16 protein-coding genes and 1 pseudogene are annotated in these 17,026 nt (G+C 65.4%); 7 read left to right on the top strand and 10 right to left on the bottom strand.

What is annotated here, in order from left to right:
* Positions 1 to 16: 16 nt before the first annotated feature.
* Positions 17 to 799: pseudogene (locus QF038_RS17640) on the top strand (M23 family metallopeptidase); the annotation flags it as partial.
* 722 nt (positions 800 to 1,521) lie between these two features.
* On the opposite strand, the gene QF038_RS17635 reads toward QF038_RS17640, so the two are convergent.
* A complete protein-coding gene (locus tag QF038_RS17635) occupies positions 1,522 to 1,905 on the bottom strand; it encodes a hypothetical protein (RefSeq protein WP_307613559.1) in 384 nt (127 codons plus the stop codon).
* Positions 1,906 to 2,009: 104 nt separating this feature from the next.
* On the opposite strand from QF038_RS17635, the gene QF038_RS17630 reads away from it, so the two are divergent.
* Positions 2,010 to 2,522, top strand: coding sequence for a glutathione peroxidase (locus tag QF038_RS17630; protein WP_307611768.1), 513 nt, complete (start codon positions 2,010 to 2,012; stop codon positions 2,520 to 2,522).
* A 160-nt stretch (positions 2,523 to 2,682) separates the two neighbouring features.
* Positions 2,683 to 3,612, top strand: a complete 930-nt coding sequence (locus QF038_RS17625) for a phosphodiesterase (protein WP_307611766.1) — start codon at positions 2,683 to 2,685, stop codon at positions 3,610 to 3,612.
* Positions 3,613 to 3,691: 79 nt separating this feature from the next.
* Here QF038_RS17625 and QF038_RS17620 read toward each other — a convergent pair whose 3' ends face one another.
* Positions 3,692 to 5,107, bottom strand: a complete 1,416-nt coding sequence (locus QF038_RS17620) for a stealth family protein (RefSeq protein ID WP_373461655.1) — start codon at positions 5,105 to 5,107, stop codon at positions 3,692 to 3,694.
* Between the two features lie 286 nt (positions 5,108 to 5,393).
* Positions 5,394 to 6,323 carry a hypothetical protein gene (locus QF038_RS17615; RefSeq protein WP_307611762.1) on the bottom strand — a complete coding sequence of 310 codons (930 nt, stop codon included), beginning with the start codon at positions 6,321 to 6,323 and terminating at the stop codon, positions 5,394 to 5,396.
* Between the two features lie 147 nt (positions 6,324 to 6,470).
* Between QF038_RS17615 and QF038_RS17610 the strand changes: the two genes are divergently transcribed.
* Together QF038_RS17610 and QF038_RS17605 are read left to right on the top strand one after the other, a co-directional pair.
* On the top strand, positions 6,471 to 6,770 hold the full coding sequence (locus tag QF038_RS17610; protein WP_170850843.1) for a type II toxin-antitoxin system VapB family antitoxin: 300 nt from the start codon (positions 6,471 to 6,473) through the stop codon (positions 6,768 to 6,770).
* Positions 6,763 to 7,437: a LytR C-terminal domain-containing protein gene (locus QF038_RS17605; protein ID WP_307611760.1), complete on the top strand. Its 675-nt coding sequence runs from the start codon at positions 6,763 to 6,765 to the stop codon at positions 7,435 to 7,437. The genes QF038_RS17610 and QF038_RS17605 overlap by 8 nt, the downstream gene beginning before the upstream one ends.
* An 8-nt stretch (positions 7,438 to 7,445) precedes the next feature.
* Here QF038_RS17605 and QF038_RS17600 read toward each other — a convergent pair whose 3' ends face one another.
* On the bottom strand, positions 7,446 to 8,096 hold the full coding sequence (locus tag QF038_RS17600) for a TetR/AcrR family transcriptional regulator (protein WP_307611757.1): 651 nt from the start codon (positions 8,094 to 8,096) through the stop codon (positions 7,446 to 7,448).
* A 56-nt stretch (positions 8,097 to 8,152) separates the two neighbouring features.
* Positions 8,153 to 8,851 carry a DsbA family oxidoreductase gene (locus tag QF038_RS17595; protein WP_307611755.1) on the bottom strand — a complete coding sequence of 233 codons (699 nt, stop codon included), beginning with the start codon at positions 8,849 to 8,851 and terminating at the stop codon, positions 8,153 to 8,155.
* A 221-nt stretch (positions 8,852 to 9,072) separates the two neighbouring features.
* On the opposite strand from QF038_RS17595, the gene QF038_RS17590 reads away from it, so the two are divergent.
* A complete protein-coding gene (locus QF038_RS17590) occupies positions 9,073 to 10,134 on the top strand; it encodes a glycosyltransferase family 4 protein (RefSeq protein WP_307611753.1) in 1,062 nt (353 codons plus the stop codon).
* A 53-nt stretch (positions 10,135 to 10,187) separates the two neighbouring features.
* The gene (locus tag QF038_RS17585; RefSeq protein ID WP_307611751.1) at positions 10,188 to 12,335 is read left to right on the top strand and encodes a glycogen debranching N-terminal domain-containing protein; all 2,148 of its coding nucleotides are present in this window, start codon (positions 10,188 to 10,190) and stop codon (positions 12,333 to 12,335) included.
* A 40-nt stretch (positions 12,336 to 12,375) separates the two neighbouring features.
* On the opposite strand, the gene QF038_RS17580 is transcribed toward QF038_RS17585, so the two are convergent.
* The 5 genes from QF038_RS17580 to QF038_RS17560 are packed head-to-tail and all read right to left on the bottom strand — an operon-like array spanning position 12,376 to position 16,971.
* The gene (locus tag QF038_RS17580; RefSeq protein ID WP_307611749.1) at positions 12,376 to 12,909 is read right to left on the bottom strand and encodes a GNAT family N-acetyltransferase; all 534 of its coding nucleotides are present in this window, start codon (positions 12,907 to 12,909) and stop codon (positions 12,376 to 12,378) included.
* A 31-nt stretch (positions 12,910 to 12,940) separates the two neighbouring features.
* Entirely contained in the window at positions 12,941 to 13,936 is a 996-nt protein-coding gene (locus QF038_RS17575; RefSeq protein ID WP_307611747.1) for a sugar phosphate isomerase/epimerase, read from the bottom strand.
* A 1-nt stretch (position 13,937) separates the two neighbouring features.
* Positions 13,938 to 15,095, bottom strand: a complete 1,158-nt coding sequence (locus QF038_RS17570) for a Gfo/Idh/MocA family protein (RefSeq protein ID WP_307611745.1) — start codon at positions 15,093 to 15,095, stop codon at positions 13,938 to 13,940.
* Entirely contained in the window at positions 15,092 to 16,228 is a 1,137-nt protein-coding gene (locus QF038_RS17565; RefSeq protein WP_307611743.1) for a Gfo/Idh/MocA family protein, read from the bottom strand. Before QF038_RS17565 ends, QF038_RS17570 begins: the two co-directional genes overlap by 4 nt.
* The gene (locus QF038_RS17560; RefSeq protein ID WP_307611741.1) at positions 16,225 to 16,971 is read right to left on the bottom strand and encodes a sugar phosphate isomerase/epimerase; all 747 of its coding nucleotides are present in this window, start codon (positions 16,969 to 16,971) and stop codon (positions 16,225 to 16,227) included. Before QF038_RS17560 ends, QF038_RS17565 begins: the two co-directional genes overlap by 4 nt.
* Positions 16,972 to 17,026: the final 55 nt, after the last annotated feature.

The raw sequence follows: 17,026 nt of genomic DNA, 5'->3' as shown, positions 1-17,026 counted from the left end.
TGGGCAAACCCGCACTATGGGCTTCACAGGCTTCCGGCGGTATGGTCCCATGGGAAATACCGTCATGACACGGGCGGTTGATTTATGTTCTGGAGTCAGTCTTTTGGGGCAACATCGGAGACCAGATAGCCACACACTGCCGCGCCGTCCGTATGGCTCCCTTGTGCGTGCCTTCGCGGCTTCAGGTGCCCTGGCTCTCTCCGTCTGGTCCTTGAATCTCGCGGGAGGCGTCCAGGAGCGGACAGCGGCGGCGGGCCCGGGCGGCGGGACTGCCTTATCTGCCAGCCCCGACGTGGCTCCTGCGTTATCCGGTCGCCAGGGCGATGCGCCGTCCGGCACTGTTGGCCCCAGTACTTTGCCAGCCACAATCGTCACCGATCCCCAGGCTCTGGTTCCCTTTCCCCGTCCGGTGCTGGGCAGCTATGCCGGGGACAAGCCGCTGCCCGTGTCGGTTGGGGCCGCTGGACTGGGCAGGCCGCCGGCCGGCTTCCTGCGGGCGCCACTTGAACTGCTCAACCCCAGCTCACCCTTCGGTTTCCGGGTAAGCCCCCTGTCCGGAGCCGCCAACGACTTCCACCTCGGCCAGGATTACGCCGCACCATGCGGAACAAAGGTCTACGCCGCTGACTCTGGCGTGGTGCGGGCCGCCGGCTGGCACCCTTGGGGTGGGGGCAACAGGGTGGAGATCGACCACGGCAACGGGCTGATCACCACCTACAACCACCTCGAAGCCATTGCCGTGCGCACGGGCGACAGGATCAATGTTGGACAGTTCATCGCCGAGGTGGGTACCACCGGATGGTCTACAGGTTGCCACCTGCATTTCGAGACCATCCTTAACGGACGCCATGTCAGTCCGCTGACGTGGGGACTGCTGCCGGTGCATCCCCTGGCAGACGACAGGGCCGAAGAGTTGCGCAGCTACGCACCCGGCAGTGGTTCCCCACTGGGCTGGCTGCAGTGGATCATACCCGTCAGCTTTGGTCCGGACGATCATGACGGTCAAGGTGCTGCAGCAGCGGCTGCGGCGCCGGCCTCCCCACCGTCTGCGGCGCAGGTGGCTGCCCCGAGTACCCAGCCATCATCGGCCCCGCCGGGTGATCCGTCCCCGACGGCGTCACCGACTCAGGCGGCTGCCTCGCCGGGTGATCCGTCCCCGACGGCGTCACCGACTCAGGCGGCTGCCTCGCCGGGTGATCCGTCCCCGACGGCGTCACCGACTCAGGCGGCTGCCTCGCCGGGTGATCCGTCCCCGACGGCGTCACCGACTCAGGCGGCTGCTTCGCCGGGTGTTCCGTCCCCGACGGCGCCACCGACTCAGGCGGCTGCTTCGCCGGGTGTTCCGTCCGCGACGGCGTCACCGACTCAGACGGCTGCCTCGCCGGGTGATCCGTCCGCGACGGCGTCACCGACTCAGGTGGCTGCCTCGCCGGGTGATCCTTCCCCGACGGCGACGGCGTCACCGACTCAGACGGCTGCCTCGCCGGGTGATCCGTCGCCGACGGCGACGCCGTCACCGACTCAGACGACTGCCCCGCCGGATGATCCGTCCCCGACGGCGACGCCAACAATGACGCCATCGCCTAACCAGGCCGCTACTCTGACGCCCACACCGACAATTACGCAGACCCCGATCCCGGCACTGACTCCGACGCCGACCCAGACCCCGACCCCGGCACTGGCTCCGACGCCGACCCAGACCCCGCCCCCGGCACTGACTCCGACGCCGACCCAGACCCCGATCCCGGCACTGACTCCGACGCCGACCCAGACCCCGATCCTTGCACTCACACCGACGCCTGCTGGACCTGACCCCGCCACTGTTGGTCCGCCGTCGGCCGCTCCGTCCCCGACGGCGACTGAATCAACGTCCACGGCCGGCACGGCGCCGGCAGGCCCCTCCATCGGGGCAGCCTGTCTGCTGCCCGGGGAAACGGCCCCGGGAAACCTGCCCAGGAAACATCCAGACCCCACCAGTACACTGGCGGATCGGCAACGAATTTCCCCTGATGAACAACTTCCTGAGGACCCAGCCTGTGACATCCCTGTACCCGATCCCGCTGACCCTGAATGACGGAACCGAGACTGATTTCGGCAGGTTTAAAGACAAAGTGGTGATGGTGGTCAACGTCGCCTCCAACTGCGGCCTGACGCCCCAGTACTCCGGGCTCGAGGCGCTGTACGAAAAGTTCCGCGACCGCGGTTTCGAAATCCTGGGGGTCCCGTGCAACCAGTTCGCCGGCCAGGAGCCGGGCAGCGACAGTGAAATCGCTGAGTTCTGCGAGCGGAACTATGGTGTGAGCTTCCCCCTGACGGTCAAGGCCGACGTTCGCGGCAAGGACCAGCACCCGCTCTACACTGAGCTGACTAAATTCAAGACGGGGCTGCTGCCCGGACTCGTGAAGTGGAACTTCGAGAAGTTCCTGGTCAACCGGGACGGCGAAGTGGTGGCCCGCTTCGCACCAACAGTTGAGCCGGACTCGGCGGAAGTCATCGACGCCATCGAAGGTGCCCTGGGCTGAGACTGCGCCTTGCCGAATTAATTCCAGGAAAGCGCAGTTCTTTTAGCTTTTTCCACATCGGCTTCGGCGATTCACCCAAAGTTTGCCAAATGTCTGATTGGATAAAGATTACTGAAGGGTAGAAGGGAAGATCCGCTTCCCCCCGACCACAGAGGCAGCAATGGAGCACATCGAGGCCGAACACCCCCGGCCACGCCACTTCCTACTCCACCTGAGCGATCCCCACTTGTTGGGAGGTCCGGATCCCCTCTACGGCGTCGTAGACAGCGAAAAGCGGCTCATCCAGCTCTTCGACGAGGTCAAAGCATCCGGTGCAAGGCCCGAAGCCGTCATCTTCACCGGAGACCTGGCAGACAAAGGCCATCCGGAAGCCTACGCGAAGCTCCGGGCCATCGTTGAGCCAGCCTGCCAGGAACTGGGCGCGGAAGTCATCTGGGCCATGGGAAACCATGACAACCGGGCGAACCTGCGGAAGGGCCTCCTGGACCAGCCCGGAAACGACGCCCCGCTGGACCACAGCTACTTCATCAACGGCCTGCGCGTCATCACCCTGGACACGTCAGTCCCGGGGTTCCACCACGGCGAACTTGATGACTCCCAGCTCGAATGGCTGGCAGAGGAACTGGAGACCCCGGCCCCGGACGGCACCATCCTGGCCCTCCACCACCCGCCGGTTCCCTCAGTCCTGGACCTGTCGGTCCTGGTGGAGCTGAGGGACCAGGCATCCCTTGCAGCGGTTGTCCGGAACTCCGATGTCCGGACCATCCTTGCCGGCCACCTGCACTATTCCACCACAGCGAGCTTTGCCGGAGTCCCCGTCTCAGTCGCCTCGGCCAGCTGCTACACGCAGGACCTGAACGTTCCCGTGGGCGGTACCCGTGGGCAGGACGGCGGGCAGGCGTTCAACCTGGTGCATGTCTACGAGCACACCATCGTGCACTCCGTGGTCCCGCTGGGACGTTCCACGACGGTTGGCGAGTATGTTTCGCCGGAAGAGACCGCACGGCGGCTGGCAGCCGCCGGGGTCCGCATACCGGAGACGGTGAAGCGGCGGACCGGCGTGAAGCCCGGCCAGCCCACAAGCCGGTAGGAAGACCTGCCAGGACGGCAGCGCCAGGAAGTGCAGCAAAGTCCGTGCCGCCCAGCGGCACGGACTTTGCCTTTTCCGCCTACTTCTCCCAGGGCGCCTTGATGGGGAAGTACTTTTCCAGGAAGTCCGTGACCAGCTCGGCCCGTTCGTCCGCATCGACTTCGGGGAAGCTGCCGTCGTTCAGGCAGAAGAAGTCCATGTTGCGCTTGGCCAGCAGCTTGGGCAGGTAGTTCAGCCCGGCGCGCATAGTGGTGTCCACGTAACGGACCTTGGCGGCCGTCTGAGTGACCGCGCGGCCCGTGAGCAGCGCGTAGTAGTGGTAAAACGAGTTGGTGACGGAAATGTTGTCCGCCGCACGGAACCGGCTCGCGGCCGTTTTCCGGAATTCTTCAGGGAATTCCTGCTCCATCTGCTCCACCAGGCTCCGCCGCAGCGGGGCTGCGGTGTGCTCCAGGTGGCGGGTGGTGATCCGCCCGAACCGGTTCCACAGCAGTTTCCTGTTGACGCGCGCCGCGTTCTCGAAGCCGCTGCGCTCGGCGGCGTTCTCGCCCAGCCCGATCCGGGTTTCGGCCTCGATGAACTTGGTGATGCCGCCCGGGGTGAAGAACATGTCCGGGCCCACCGCCCGGCCGAAGAACATGTCATCGTTCGAATACAGGAAGTGCTCTGAAAGCCCTTCGATGTGGTGCAGTTGGCACTCCACCGCCTGGGAATTGTGGGTGGGCAGCACGGCAGGATCCGCAAAGAACTCTTCGCTGCGGACAATGGTGACCGCAGGATGGTCCGCCAGCCAGGCAGGGGCGGGGGAGTCCGTGGCGATGAAGATGCGGCGGATCCACGGCGCGAACATGTAGACGGACCGGAGCGCGTACTTGAGTTCGTTGATCTGCCGGAACCGGGCTTCGTGGTCGTCGCCCTCACCCAGGACCACGCCCTGCTGCTGTGAGCGCCGGGCTGCGATGTACTCCGGGGAGCTGCCGTCCACCCAGGAGAACACCAGGTCGATGTCGAAGCTGATGTCGCTGGCATGGTCGGCGAACATGTTTTCAATGGTGGGCCAGGTGTGGCCGTAGCGTTCCACGGTGCCGCGCACGGCATCCTGCCGCAGGAGGGTGCGGCGGGTGAGGGAGTTTTCGATAGGCAGGATCAGCTGCTCGCCTTCGAAGGCCCAAAGTTCGATCTGCACGCCCGCCGAGGCTCCGAACTCGAACCCGCCTCCGGGTTCAACGCGTGGGCGGTACAGGCGGAAAATGCGTGCCTGCCGGTTGGAGGAGAGCTCCCCGTCGGCCACCAGGACGGAGGTTTTCTTTTTGGCATCCACCGTCATGGAGTAGAACGGCTCGTCCCGGCAGGCCTCCACCAGGGCGGACCGGAGCTTCTTCCGGTCCTGCCAGTCCAGGGCAAGGACGGGCCGGTCGTTGTTGCCGCGGACCAGGAGGTAGGCAAGGTCGGCAGCCACCAGGACGTTGCGCAGGAACAACAGGTCCTCAACCATCGCCTGGTAAGGCGTCCTGTTGTAGTTGATCAGGGCGTAACGGCCCTTGTGCCTGATGACATCGGGGCGGTGCCTGAGCCGCTGTTCCGCTGCAGCAGAGGTAACCTCTGCATGAAACTGTTCTTCTAGGGACGATTGGCTGCCGTAGTAGACCTCGTCCTGTACCGGTGCTTCTGTAATGGTGTTCTCCGAGCTGGTCAATGTAAGTAAGCCTTCCTACCTGCATGATAGCCGCGAGGTGGAAACGGCAGGTTTCCGGCCGGGGTCACCCGGCCGCGGAAGGGGCTCAGGCCCCCAGCGACTCCCGCCAGCTGCGCAGGAAAGCGCCGCCGGCGTCGTCGTGGATTACTGAGGAATCCAACCCAAGGTCCGCGGCGGTCAGGACGTCGTAGGGCTTGTCCGGAACACCGTCGGCCGGGCGGACATCCACGTGCTTTACCTCGTGGTCGTTGTGGTGGAGCCAGTCAGCCATGGCGTAGTCCGTGCGGGAGTCACCCACCGTCCGCCAGGCCTGCGGCGTGATGCCCTGGGCTGCCAGCAGTTCCACCGCCCGGCTGGCGCCCAGGTCCTTGCCCAGCCGCACCGACTCAATATCGGTGGAAATAATGGTGGGATCCACGCGGTAGTCCACTTCGTCGTCCGAATTGGGGGCGTGGTGCTCCAGCCGGACCACGCCCAGGCCGTGGCGGGACATCAGGTCCATGGCGTCGGCGTCGAAGAGTTTTTGTTCGGCCAGGTATTCGGCGGTGGGAACCTCGATGTGCTGTTCCACGGACACCATGGCCCGCTTGGTCTCGTCGAAGAACATGTGTGCGGAGTAGTCCTCAGCGACCATCCGGCGGACGTCGTCGCCGTAAGCGGCGGGCACGGCCAGTTCGCGGTCCACATGGATGGGGCCAGGACCGGCGGCGGTGTAGCTGAACCAGACGGCGCCCTTCTCACAGATGGCGTGGATGATGGTGCCCGCCGGAATTCCGGCCTCGATCATCGGCTCCATCACCTGGCTGCGGATGAAGGCGTCCGAGCGGCCGGTATTGAAAATGACAGGAATACCCGCCGTGGCCAACGCCACAAGGTCAAGGATGATCTCCTGTTTCACGTCGCGGGTCACCGGGCTCGCCACCGGTCCGTCCACATCCAGCAGCAGCGCCAGGGGAGGCGTGGCGGGCGGGCGGGCGCCCGGGCGGGAGGAGGCAATGGACTCGGTTGCTGTCATGGCTCCATTCTGTCAGCAGCGCCGTAAAGTCCCGTCCGCGCGCTGGGAAGATCACCGCGTGTGACACATGGTCACTGTTTGGCTACAACCTGATCCCGGGGGTGCCGGACACTTTCGCTGGACCCGATGGGTGCCTAGGGTGGCATGGTGATATTCAAAGCTGTGGGCGAGGGCCGCCCTTACCCTGACCATGGTTACAACACGCCCAAGGAATGGGCTGCGCTGCCGCCGCGTCCGGTGCGGCTGGACGAGCTGGTGACCACCAAGCGCACCCTGGACCTGGAGGCGCTCCTCGCCGAGGATTCCACCTTTTTTGGTGACCTGTTTCCTCACGTGGTGCAGTATCAGGGAACCCTCTATCTGGAGGATGGCCTGCACCGCGCCGTCCGGACCGCCCTGCACCAGCGCACGGCGATCCACGCCCGTGTGCTGGTCATAGATGGTTAGGAAGAAGCAGCAGGACGCGAGCGTCCTCCACGGCCACCGCGTTGTTACGGGCCCGGAACTGAGGGCCGCCTTTGAAACAGGGCACGACGCCGACGACACCGCCAGGGTGCGCCGGCGCGTGCTTCACGGCGTGGTTCTTGTGCTCCTCATCGGACTGATCGCCGCCGCCATCATCACCGCGCTCGCCATCATCAACGGGCGCCTGAAGATTCCCGCCGCGGAGCCTGCCGAGAAGTCGGTGTCCACCTGCCCGGCGGGCACCTTTGACTACACGCCGGCCGACAAAATCAACCTCAACGTCTATAACTCCACCAGCCGGCCCGGGCTGGCGCGGTCGGTGGCCGATGAATTCCTGGCGCGGAAGTTTGTAGTGGGGGCAGTGGCCAACGTCGAGGCGGGCTATCGGGGTGTTGCCGCGGTGGTGTCCGGCCCGGCCGGCCAGTCCGCGGCGTTCAGCATCCAGCGCAACCTGCCGGGCTCGGACTACTTCCAGGACGGCAGGACCGACGGCAGCGTTGATGTGATCCTGGCCCAGGACTACAAGGCGCTCGCCCCGCCGGACCTTGTTGACCAGACGCCGGGCAAGCTCAGCTGCCCGCGCGAAAGCCGCCGCGTCTCCGATGACGAGTTGTGGCCGGTCATGCCGTCCGCGGCGCCGACCCGCTGAGCGGTGGCTTAGCTGGCTACAGCGGGAAGCGGGGCCAGGCGGACGGGGCGGCCGGCGTCGTCGAACCGTGCGCCGGCACCCAGTTGGATGAAACGTACCGTCCGGGCGACCCGCGCTTCCAGTTCCGCAGGCTCGTCGCTGCCGCGGGCCGCACTGGACGAGAGGGTGCCGAGGATCAGCTGTGCCTGCTGGCCCACGTCAGCCACCGGGAGGTAGCCCTGCTCCATTCCGTCGCGCAGGATGCCCTGCAGGAGGACGCTCAGCTCGCCCACGTGGTGGGCGAGCTTGGCGAATGACGACGGCGACAACACGGCCCCCATCGCCGGTCCCGGCGGGAGATGGCGGCGGCTGAGGTCCACCACCTGGGCGCGGACGTAGAGTGCCAGCCGCTCCACCGGGTTGTCGAGGCGGCCCAGTTCCTCGCGAAGCTCGGACAGGAACTTCTCGGTCTCATCCAGCGCATAGGAGATGAGGAGCTCTTCGATGTCCGCGTAATAGTTGTAGACGGCAGTGCGGCCCACCCCGGCATGCCGGGCCACATCGGTCATGGTCAGCCCGGGCAAGCCGTGGGAAAAGAGGAGCTCACCGAAGGCGGTGAGGATGCGGCGCTGAGTGTCCGCGCGCTGCTCGGCGTTGCTGGCCGCTGAAATCCTGGGCATACAGACACTTTACCGCGAAGTGTCAGTAAACGGCCCTGGCCGTGGAAAGGCACAGGTTAGATCTGGCAACCGTCCGGGCCGCAGGCGTCCCCGTCGGTGGAATTGACCAGCACCAGGGGATTGGCGGCCTGCCACGCCTGGTTGAGCGCGGCAGTGAACGTCTCGGCCGGCTGGGCGCCCGACAGGCCGAACTTGCGGTCGATCACGAAGAACGGCACACCGTTGATGCCCAACGAACGTCCTTCCTCGAAGTCAAAGCGGACGTCGTCGGCGTACTTGTCAGTGGTAAACAGTTCATCCACCTCGTCCCTGTCGATGCCGAGGTCCAGTGCGAGGGACGTCAGGTACTCGCGGCTGCCGATGTCCTTGCCGTGTTCGAAGTGGTCGCTGAGCAGGCGCTCCTTGGCGTCATCCTGCTTGCCGTGGGCGGCCGCGAGATGGATCAGGCGGTGCGCGGTGAAGCTGTTCGCCACCACCACCGCATCGAACCGGTAGTCCAGGCCCTCACTCTTGGCCTGCTCGGCGACATGCTGGAACATCTGCGAAACCTGCTGCGGCGCCATGCCCTTGCGGGTGCTGAGATACTCCAGCTCGGTCCCGTCATAATGCTCGGGCAGGGCGGGATCCAGTTGGTAGCTGCGCCATGTCACTTCCACAGCATCGCGGTGTTCGAACGTGGCAAGGGCCGTCTCAAAGCGGCGCTTGCCGATGTAGCACCAGGGGCACGCGACGTCAGACCAGATCTCAATCTTCATGCTGAACGTAACCCCGGAACCTGGCTGGCGATTCCGAAACCGGGTGTTAGATACCGCACAGTAGGCCTTGCCGCCGCGCTGATCGTGCGCAATAGTCTGAAATGGAGGTTAAGCAAACACCACCGGAGAATCCGGTGCACACCGCGGTGCACATCAGTCCCCGCGGACGCTTGCGCCTGGCGGACTGGGGAGCCCGGCCTGTATTCTTCGTGAGGCCAGGAATGCGGATAGGACTTGTTGCAGGACCGTGGATTCCCGTTCCGCCGGTGACATACGGCGGCACCGAAAGGGTAGTGGACAGCCTGGCGCGCGGGTTTGTCGCGGCTGGACATGAGGTATTGCTGGCAGCACCCTCGGATAGCAGGTGTCCTGTGCCCAGGGTTCCCGGTATGCGGCCTGCTGAACCAGACGGGTTGAACTGCACCCTCTCGGAGCTAAGCCACGTGGTCAGGGCTTATGAGGGGCTGCAGGAAGTCGACATCATCCACGACCACACTATGGCCGGACCGTTGTACATGCACCGCCCTGACGGCGTTCCCCTGGTGACTACCATGCATGGGCCCTTGACTGCTGAGTCCGCCGATATTTACCGGGCGGTCGCTCGCAAGGGGGCAGTTATCGCCATCTCGCGGGACCAGACGTCGCATGTCCCGCACGCTCCAGTGACCAGGGTGATTCACCACGGCATGGACGTTTCCTCCGTGCCAATCGGATCTGGGGAAGGCGGGTACCTGTGCTTTGTGGGACGGGCCTGCCCGGACAAAGGCCTGTTCGAAGCGATCATGGTTGCCCGGGAAGCCGGCATGCCGTTGCGGATCGCGGTGAAGATGCGCGAGCAGGAGGAGCTGCGCTACTTCCGTGAGGTTATCGAACCCCTGCTGGGGCCCAACGAGGACTTCGTGGGCGAGGTCGATGACGCAGCGAAGTACAGGCTGATGGGCGAAGCGCTGGCCTTCCTGAACCCCATCCAGTGGTCCGAGCCCTTCGGGCTGGTCATGATCGAGGCGCTGGCAACGGGAACCCCTGTGATAGGCACAGCCGTGGGTTCAGCACCCGAAATTATTGACCATGGCCGGACCGGATTCCTGGGGCGCACGGAGCAGCTTGCGGGCTTTGTGCAGGAAGCGGCAGGCCTCAGCCGGGCAACCTGCCGGAAAGTTGCGGCAGAACGATTCGGCGAGGAACGCATGGTGAACGAGCACCTTGTTCTTTTTGGGCAACTGCTGGAAGGGCAGATGCCGGCAGGGGTTCCGGATAAGGTCGGCTTGCACCAGAATCTTTAAGGCAGGTCTTGGCGATCCGCGGCAAGCCCGCCGCCTAGCAAAGGAGTGCGTCCATGACCGCATGGAACGCCGATACTGAGGCCGGCGCATCGGAGTCAGGGTCGGTCACTGTAGTGGAGGGGTCCTCGTTCTGCATCTCGTCCGAAACGGGTGACATCAGTTCCGATGCCGGTGCGAACGGGGCCTTCTTCCAGGACACCCGGATCATCTCCCGCTGGATCCTCCGGATCAACGGGTCCCTCCGCGAGCCCCTGGTCGCCCAGAAGCCGCAGCCGTTCGGAGCCACCTTTGTAGGCAGGGCCAAATGGCCGGACGGCAGGTTCGACAGCCCCTTGGTTGTCCGCCAGGTCCGCCACATCGGTCCGGGTCTCCAGGACGACATCATCCTGGAAAACTATTCCGCGGAGCCGGTTGACTGCGACATCGAGCTCCTGATCGACGCCGACCAGGCAGATCTTTTCGACGTCAAGGGTGGCCGGACTACCCAGGGTGCCGGGGCCACCCGCGAAGTGGTGGACGGCAGCGTGGTCATAGAAGCCGCACGCCACGGACAACGGCGGGGGACCTCCATCAGGGCAGCCGGTGCTGAGGCCAGCACGGACGGGCTGCGTTTCCGTGCCACAGTCCCGCCCCGGGGCAAATGGGCCACCAGTGTGATTGTGGTGCCACTCGTCAATGGACAGGCACCGGCCGATCCTTTCACCGAGGAGCGGCTTCCACGCCACCGCGAAGGGGTACGCCGGCACCGGGCCTGGGAGGAAAACGTCCCCCAGGTCACCGTTACGGACAGTAACCTGCAGCAGGTGCTGAACCGCAGCCAGAGCGACCTGGGCTCGCTGCGGATCTTTGACGAGCACCATCCCGGCCGGGAGGCGGTGGCAGCCGGGGCTCCGTGGTTTATGGCCCTGTTCGGCCGGGACTCGCTGCTCTCGTCCTACATGAGTTTGCTGGTAAGCCCGAAACTGGCGGCCGGAACGCTGCAGACCCTGGCGGGGCTGCAGGGAACCAAGGTGGATCCGGACTCCGAGGAAGAACCGGGACGAATTCCGCACGAGGTGAGGCTGGGTGTTACTGCCGGGCTGTCGCTGGGCGGCGCAGCCTATTACGGTACAGCCGACGTCACCCCGCTGTTCGTTGGCCTCCTGGGCGAGTTGAGCCGCTGGGGCCTCTCGCGCGAGATCATCCACCCGCTCCTTCCGCACGCCGACCGTGCCTTGGACTGGATTGAAAAGTATGGTGACCGCGACGGCGACGGATTTGTGGAGTACCAGAGGCCTAACGACCACGGGCTGGTCAACCAGGGCTGGAAGGACTCCTGGGACGGCATCAACTTTGCCGACGGCACCATCGCGGAAGCCCCCATCGCCCTGTGCGAAGTACAGGCCTATGTCTACTCCGCTTATATCGGCAGGTCGCTGCTGGCGCGCTGGGACGGCGATGGGGACCTGGAACAGCATTGGGCGGACAAGGCCGCCGCCCTGAAAACTGCCTTTAACGAGAAATTCTGGCTGCCGGACAAGGGCTATTTTGCGGTGGCACTGGACAAGGACAAACGGCCGGTGGATGCCTGTACCTCGAATATGGGTCATTGCCTCTGGACGGGCCTTGTGGACGAGGACAAAGCGCCTTCCGTGGTGGAGAATCTGATGTCGCCCCAGATGTTCACCGGCTGGGGCATCCGCACCCTGGGCTCGGACATGGGCGCCTACAACCCCGTGAGCTACCACAACGGGTCGGTGTGGCCGCACGATTCAGCACTGGTGGCAACAGGGCTGATGCGGTACGGATTCGTGGAGGAGGCCCGGAGGGTTGCTTCCGGCCTCATTGACGCCGCCGAACATTTTGACGGCCGGCTGCCGGAACTGTTTTGCGGTTTTGACCGCGGCGAGTTAGCAGGACCTGTGCCCTACCCCACCGCATGCTCACCGCAGGCCTGGGCGGCGGCGGCGCCGGTGCAGCTGATGCGCGTGCTGCTCCGCTTCGACCCCGTCTATACCCACGGAGTGGTGCACTTGGCGCCGATCCTCCCGGACGACATGGGCGACTTCCAGGCTGCGAACGTCCTGATCGACACCTCCCGGATCACCATCAGGGCCCACGGGACCGGCGGCAGCATTGACGGGCTCCCACCGGGCTTGAAGCTTCTATCGCAACCGCGTCCGCCCCTGGCCTACCCGCCAAAGGCCCATCAGCACGTCTGACGGAGCCCTGCCGGCAGCGCACACCGGAAGGCTGCCGCACTCAGGGAACGGCGCGCTCCAGCACAAAGTCATGCTCCACCGTGCTGCCCAGCCGGAACGATTTTGTGCCCACTTTCCGGAACCCTGACTTCTCGTAGAAGCGTATGGCCCGGGCGTTCTGGCTGTTGACTCCCAGCCAGACGCCTTTCCCGCCAGCCTCGGCTGCCGCCGCCAGGCTGGCATGCATCAGTTCGGCGGCGGCACCGAGCCCGTGGTGTTCCGGGTGCACATAACACTTGCTCAATTCCACCGACGGCAGGATGTCCAGGGCGGCAACAACGTCCGGGTCTGTAGCCGGACGGTTCACCAGCAGGCTGTAACCGCGCAGGCCGCCGTCGGCGTCGATCACCAGGACCGTCACTTCGGGGTCGGCGAGGTACGCCTGGAAGTGCCGTTCGCTGAGCGTGTTCGCCAGGTGCGTGGCAATATCCTCAGGCGAGGCCGACGGCGGGCACGCCAGCGGAAAGGTGACGGCCGCCAGGGCAGCCAGAGCCCCGGCGTCGTCCATGGTTGCTGTGCGGATGGAATGCGGCATGCAGGGATTCTACGTTCGGTAACTCCTGGAGTTACTGCTTGAAGGCGGCGTCGAAGGAGGTGTTCGACGGCGGGAAGTCGAATTTTTTGAGGGCGGCGAGGGCTTCGGGTGCGCCGTGGAGGCGGTCCATGCCGGCGTCCTCCCATTCGACGGAGATGGGTCCGGTGTAGCCGATGGCGGACAGGGCACGGAAGGACGCTTCCCAGGGGACGTCGCCGCGGCCTGCGGAGACGAAGTCCCAGCCGCGGCGCGGGTCGCCCCAGGCCAGGTGGGAGCCCAGGACGGTGTTGCGGCCGGTCTGGCGGATCTTGGTGTCCTTGCAGTCCACGTGGTAGATCCGGTCCTTGAAGTCCCAGATGAATGAGACGGGGTCGATGCCCTGCCACATCATGTGGGACGGGTCCCAGTTCAGGCCGAAGGCGGGGCGGTGGTTGATCGCTTCGAGGGTGCGGACGGTGGTCCAGTAGTCGTAGGCGATTTCGGAGGGGTGGACTTCGTGGGCGAAGCGGACTCCGCTTTCGTCGAAGACGTCCAGGATGGGGTTCCAGCGGTCGGCGAAGTCCTGGTAGCCGGCGTCGATGACCTTGTCGGGGACGGGCGGGAACATGGCCACGTACTGCCAGATGGAGGAGCCGGTGAAGCCGACGACGGTGTCCACGCCGAGTGCCTTGGCGAGCCGGGCGGTGTGTTTCATTTCCTCGGCGGCGCGTTGGCGGACGCCTTCGGGGTCGCCGTCGCCCCAGACCTTGGCGCCGACGATGGCTTCGTGGCGGAAGTCGATGGGGTCATCGCAGACGGCCTGGCCCTTGAGGTGGTTGGAGATGGCCCAGACCTTGAGGTTGTACTTCTCCAGGATCTCGAGTTTGGACTCGACGTAGCCGGGTTCGTCCCAGCGCCAGGCGTCCAGGTGGTCGCCGGAGACGGCGATCTCCAGGCCGTCGTAACCCCACCCGGACGCCAGTTTGGCGACCTCTTCGAAGGGCAGGTCCGCCCACTGGCCGGTGAACAAGGTGTAGGGGCGGGACATGTCAGGCTCCTTCGGTGGGCAGTTGGACGAGGGCACACTTGGCGGCGGCGGATTCCTCCACGGCGGCAAGGATGCGCTGGACTTCCAGGCCGTCCTCGAACGACGGCGAGGGCCGGGTTCCGGTGTCGATGGCCAGCAGGAGGTCGCGGACTTCGTGGGTGAAAGTGTGCTCCCAGCCGATGATGTGGCCCTGCGGCCACCAGGCGTCCAGGTACGGGTGCTCCGGTTCGGTGACCACGATCCGGCGGAAGCCCTGCTCGCGCGCCGGCGCCGTGGCATCCAGGAAAAGGAGCTCATTGAGGTTCTCAAGGTCGAAGCGGAGGGCGCCCTTGTCGCCGTAGATCTCTATTTGCAGGGAGTTCTTCCGGCCGGTGGCAACCCGGGAAGCCTCCACGGAGGCGATTGCTCCGGAGGCGAGGTGCAGCGTTGCCCAGGCGGCGTCGTCGACCGTGACGTCTTCCAGCCCTTCGGCACCCGGCCGCCGGTCCACGAATGTCTGCAGGCGGCCCGAAACTTCCGTAACCCGCTCGCCGAGCAGGAAGAGGACTTGGTCGATGGCGTGGGATGCGATGTCTCCCAAAGCCCCCGAACCGGCCGTCTCCCTCTTCAACCGCCATGTCATCGGTGCTGTTTCATCGGCGAGCCAGTCCTGGAGGTAGGCGGCGCGGACCTGCCGGACAGTCCCCAGCCTGCCTTCGCTCACCAATTCCTTCGCAAGGGCCAGAGCCGGGACGCGGCGGTAGTTGAAGCCCGCCATCGACTGCACACCCTTCGCCCTGGCAGCCTGGGCCGCGGCCGTGATGGCTTCGGCTTCGGCCAGGGTGTTGGCCAGCGGCTTCTCCAGCAGCACATGCTTGCCGGCCTCAAGCCCGGCGACGGCGATCTCCGCGTGCATCCAGCCCGGGGCGCAGATGTCGACGATGTGGATATCGTCCCGGTCGATAACCGTGCGCCAGTCCGTGGCCGTTTCCTGCCACCCGTACTTCGCGGCGGCTTCCGCAACGGCGGCGGCGTCACGGCCAACGAGGACCTTCTGCTCAAACGCCGGGACGTCGAAGTAGCTGGCCACGTTCCGCCAAGCGTTGGAGTGTGCCTTGCCCATAAAGGCGTAGCCGATCATCGCCACGCCCAGGGCGCCCTGATGCGTCTGGTTGCTCATGCGCTTTCTCCCAGCGTCAAAGTTTCGGGGGCCCAGTCCTCGGGAATGGGCTGCGATGCCGGCGCGTTGCTCGCCACGTCCACGAAGCTGCCGGACTGTATCGACTCGTTGATGGAGACCATCGCGTCCAGGACGTGGTAGGCCAGGTCGCCCGTGGCGCGGTGGGGGACACCGGCCCGGATGGAGCGGGCCATGTCCAGGACGCCCAGGCCGCGGCCGTTGGCCGGGCCGGTGGACTCGATGGTGGTCCAGTCCTCGTCGCCGGCGCGCCAGAGCTTGATGTCGCCGTCGAATACGTTGGGGTCCGGCAGCGAGATGGTGGCCTCGGTGCCGGTGATTTCCACGAAGCCCATCCGGACCCGCGGAGATTCGAAGGAGAACACGCTGTGCGAGGACGCGCCGGACTCGAACTGGGCCATGGCTGACACGTGCGTGGGGACTTCCACCGTGAATTCCTCGCCGGCTTTGGGGCCGGAGCCGATAACGCGGACGTCCTTGGACTTGGATCCGACGGCGGCCACCTTGCGGATGGAGCCGAAGGCCTGGACCAGCGTGGTGAGGTAGTAGGGGCCCATGTCGAACAGCGGACCGGCGCCGTGCTGGAAGAGGAAAGCCGGGTTGGGGTGCCAGGATTCCGGGCCGGGGGTCTGGAACGTGGTCATGGCCGTCAGCGGGGTGCCGATGTCGCCGCGTTGGATGACGCGCAGCGCCGTCTGCAAACCTGCGCCCAGGAACGTGTCCGGCGCACAGCCCAGCCGGAGCCCAGCAGCGTCAGCGGTCTTGAGCAGGCCAAGGCCGGATTCCCGGTCCAGGGAGAAGGGCTTTTCGGTCCAGACGTGCTTGCCGGCGTTGACGGCGGCAGTGGCCACCTCCACGTGGGCGGCCGGAATGGTCAGGTTGACGATGATGTCCACGTCGGGGTGGTTCAGTGCCTTGTCCACCCCGCCCCATTCGGGGATGCCGTATTCCTTGGCCCGTGCTTGGGCCGCTTCCTCAAAGAGGTCCGCGATGACGTGGACCTTGAGGTCCGGGAACATGGTCAGGTTGTCCAGGTACTGCTTGCTGATGTTTCCGGCGCCGATGACGGCGACGCCCACCGGGCCTTTGCCGGTGGATGTTGCGGGGGTGCTCATGCCTTGATTCCTTCGCCTGATGCCGTCAGGAAGTCCAGGCTCTGGCGGATGCCCTCGAAGATGTCACCGTCGTAGTCGTCAAATTCCACCACGCCGACTTCCAGTGACTTGGCTGCTGCGATGACATCCAGTACGGCCACCTTGCCCTGGCCCGCCGGAAGCTGGGCTTTGGTGTCGGTGGTCAGGGGACCATCCTTGATGTGGATGAACTTCACGCGGTTTCCGAGCTTGCCGAGGATGTCCACAGGGTCCTGGCCGCCGACGGCCACCCAGTACGTGTCCACCTCAAGGACCAGTTCCGGATCCAGGAGGTCCGCGAAGTACTCCAGCGCAGTCCGGCCTTCGATGGTGGACTCCAGCTCCCACTGGTGGTTGTGGTACCCCACCCGGATGCCGTATTCGGCGCCCTTCCTGGCCGTCTCGTTCAGCCGGGCCGCGGTGGCCTGTACGTCCCCGGCGCTCTGCCAGCGGTCGGCCGGGATGTACGGCTCGATGACGGTGGTGATGCCCAGTTCCCTGGCTGCGGCGAAGATCTGGTCCTGGTCCTGGCTCAGCAGCGGGGCATGGCCGGAGGGAGCCGTCAGCCCGTTCTCCCGCAGCGCCGCGCCGAGTTCCTTGGCGGTAGCGACGAAGTTGTAGGGCTCAACCTGTGTGAAGCCGATCCCTGCGACTTTCCGGATGGTCCCGGGAAGGTCTTCCTGGATGGCGTTTCGCAGGGTGTAGAGCTGGAGCGAGTAGGACATCTTGTCTCCTGGTTTCTGGGCGTTGTTCCGGACGCAGCGCCGTATCCGGATTCCG

Origin of the sequence: Pseudarthrobacter sp. W1I19 (genome assembly GCF_030817835.1) — a bacterium.
In the GTDB taxonomy this organism is placed as follows: Bacteria; Actinomycetota; Actinomycetes; order Actinomycetales; family Micrococcaceae; genus Arthrobacter.
The sequence above is the reverse complement of the archived record's forward strand: the minus strand, read 5'-3'. Positions and strand labels throughout refer to the sequence as shown.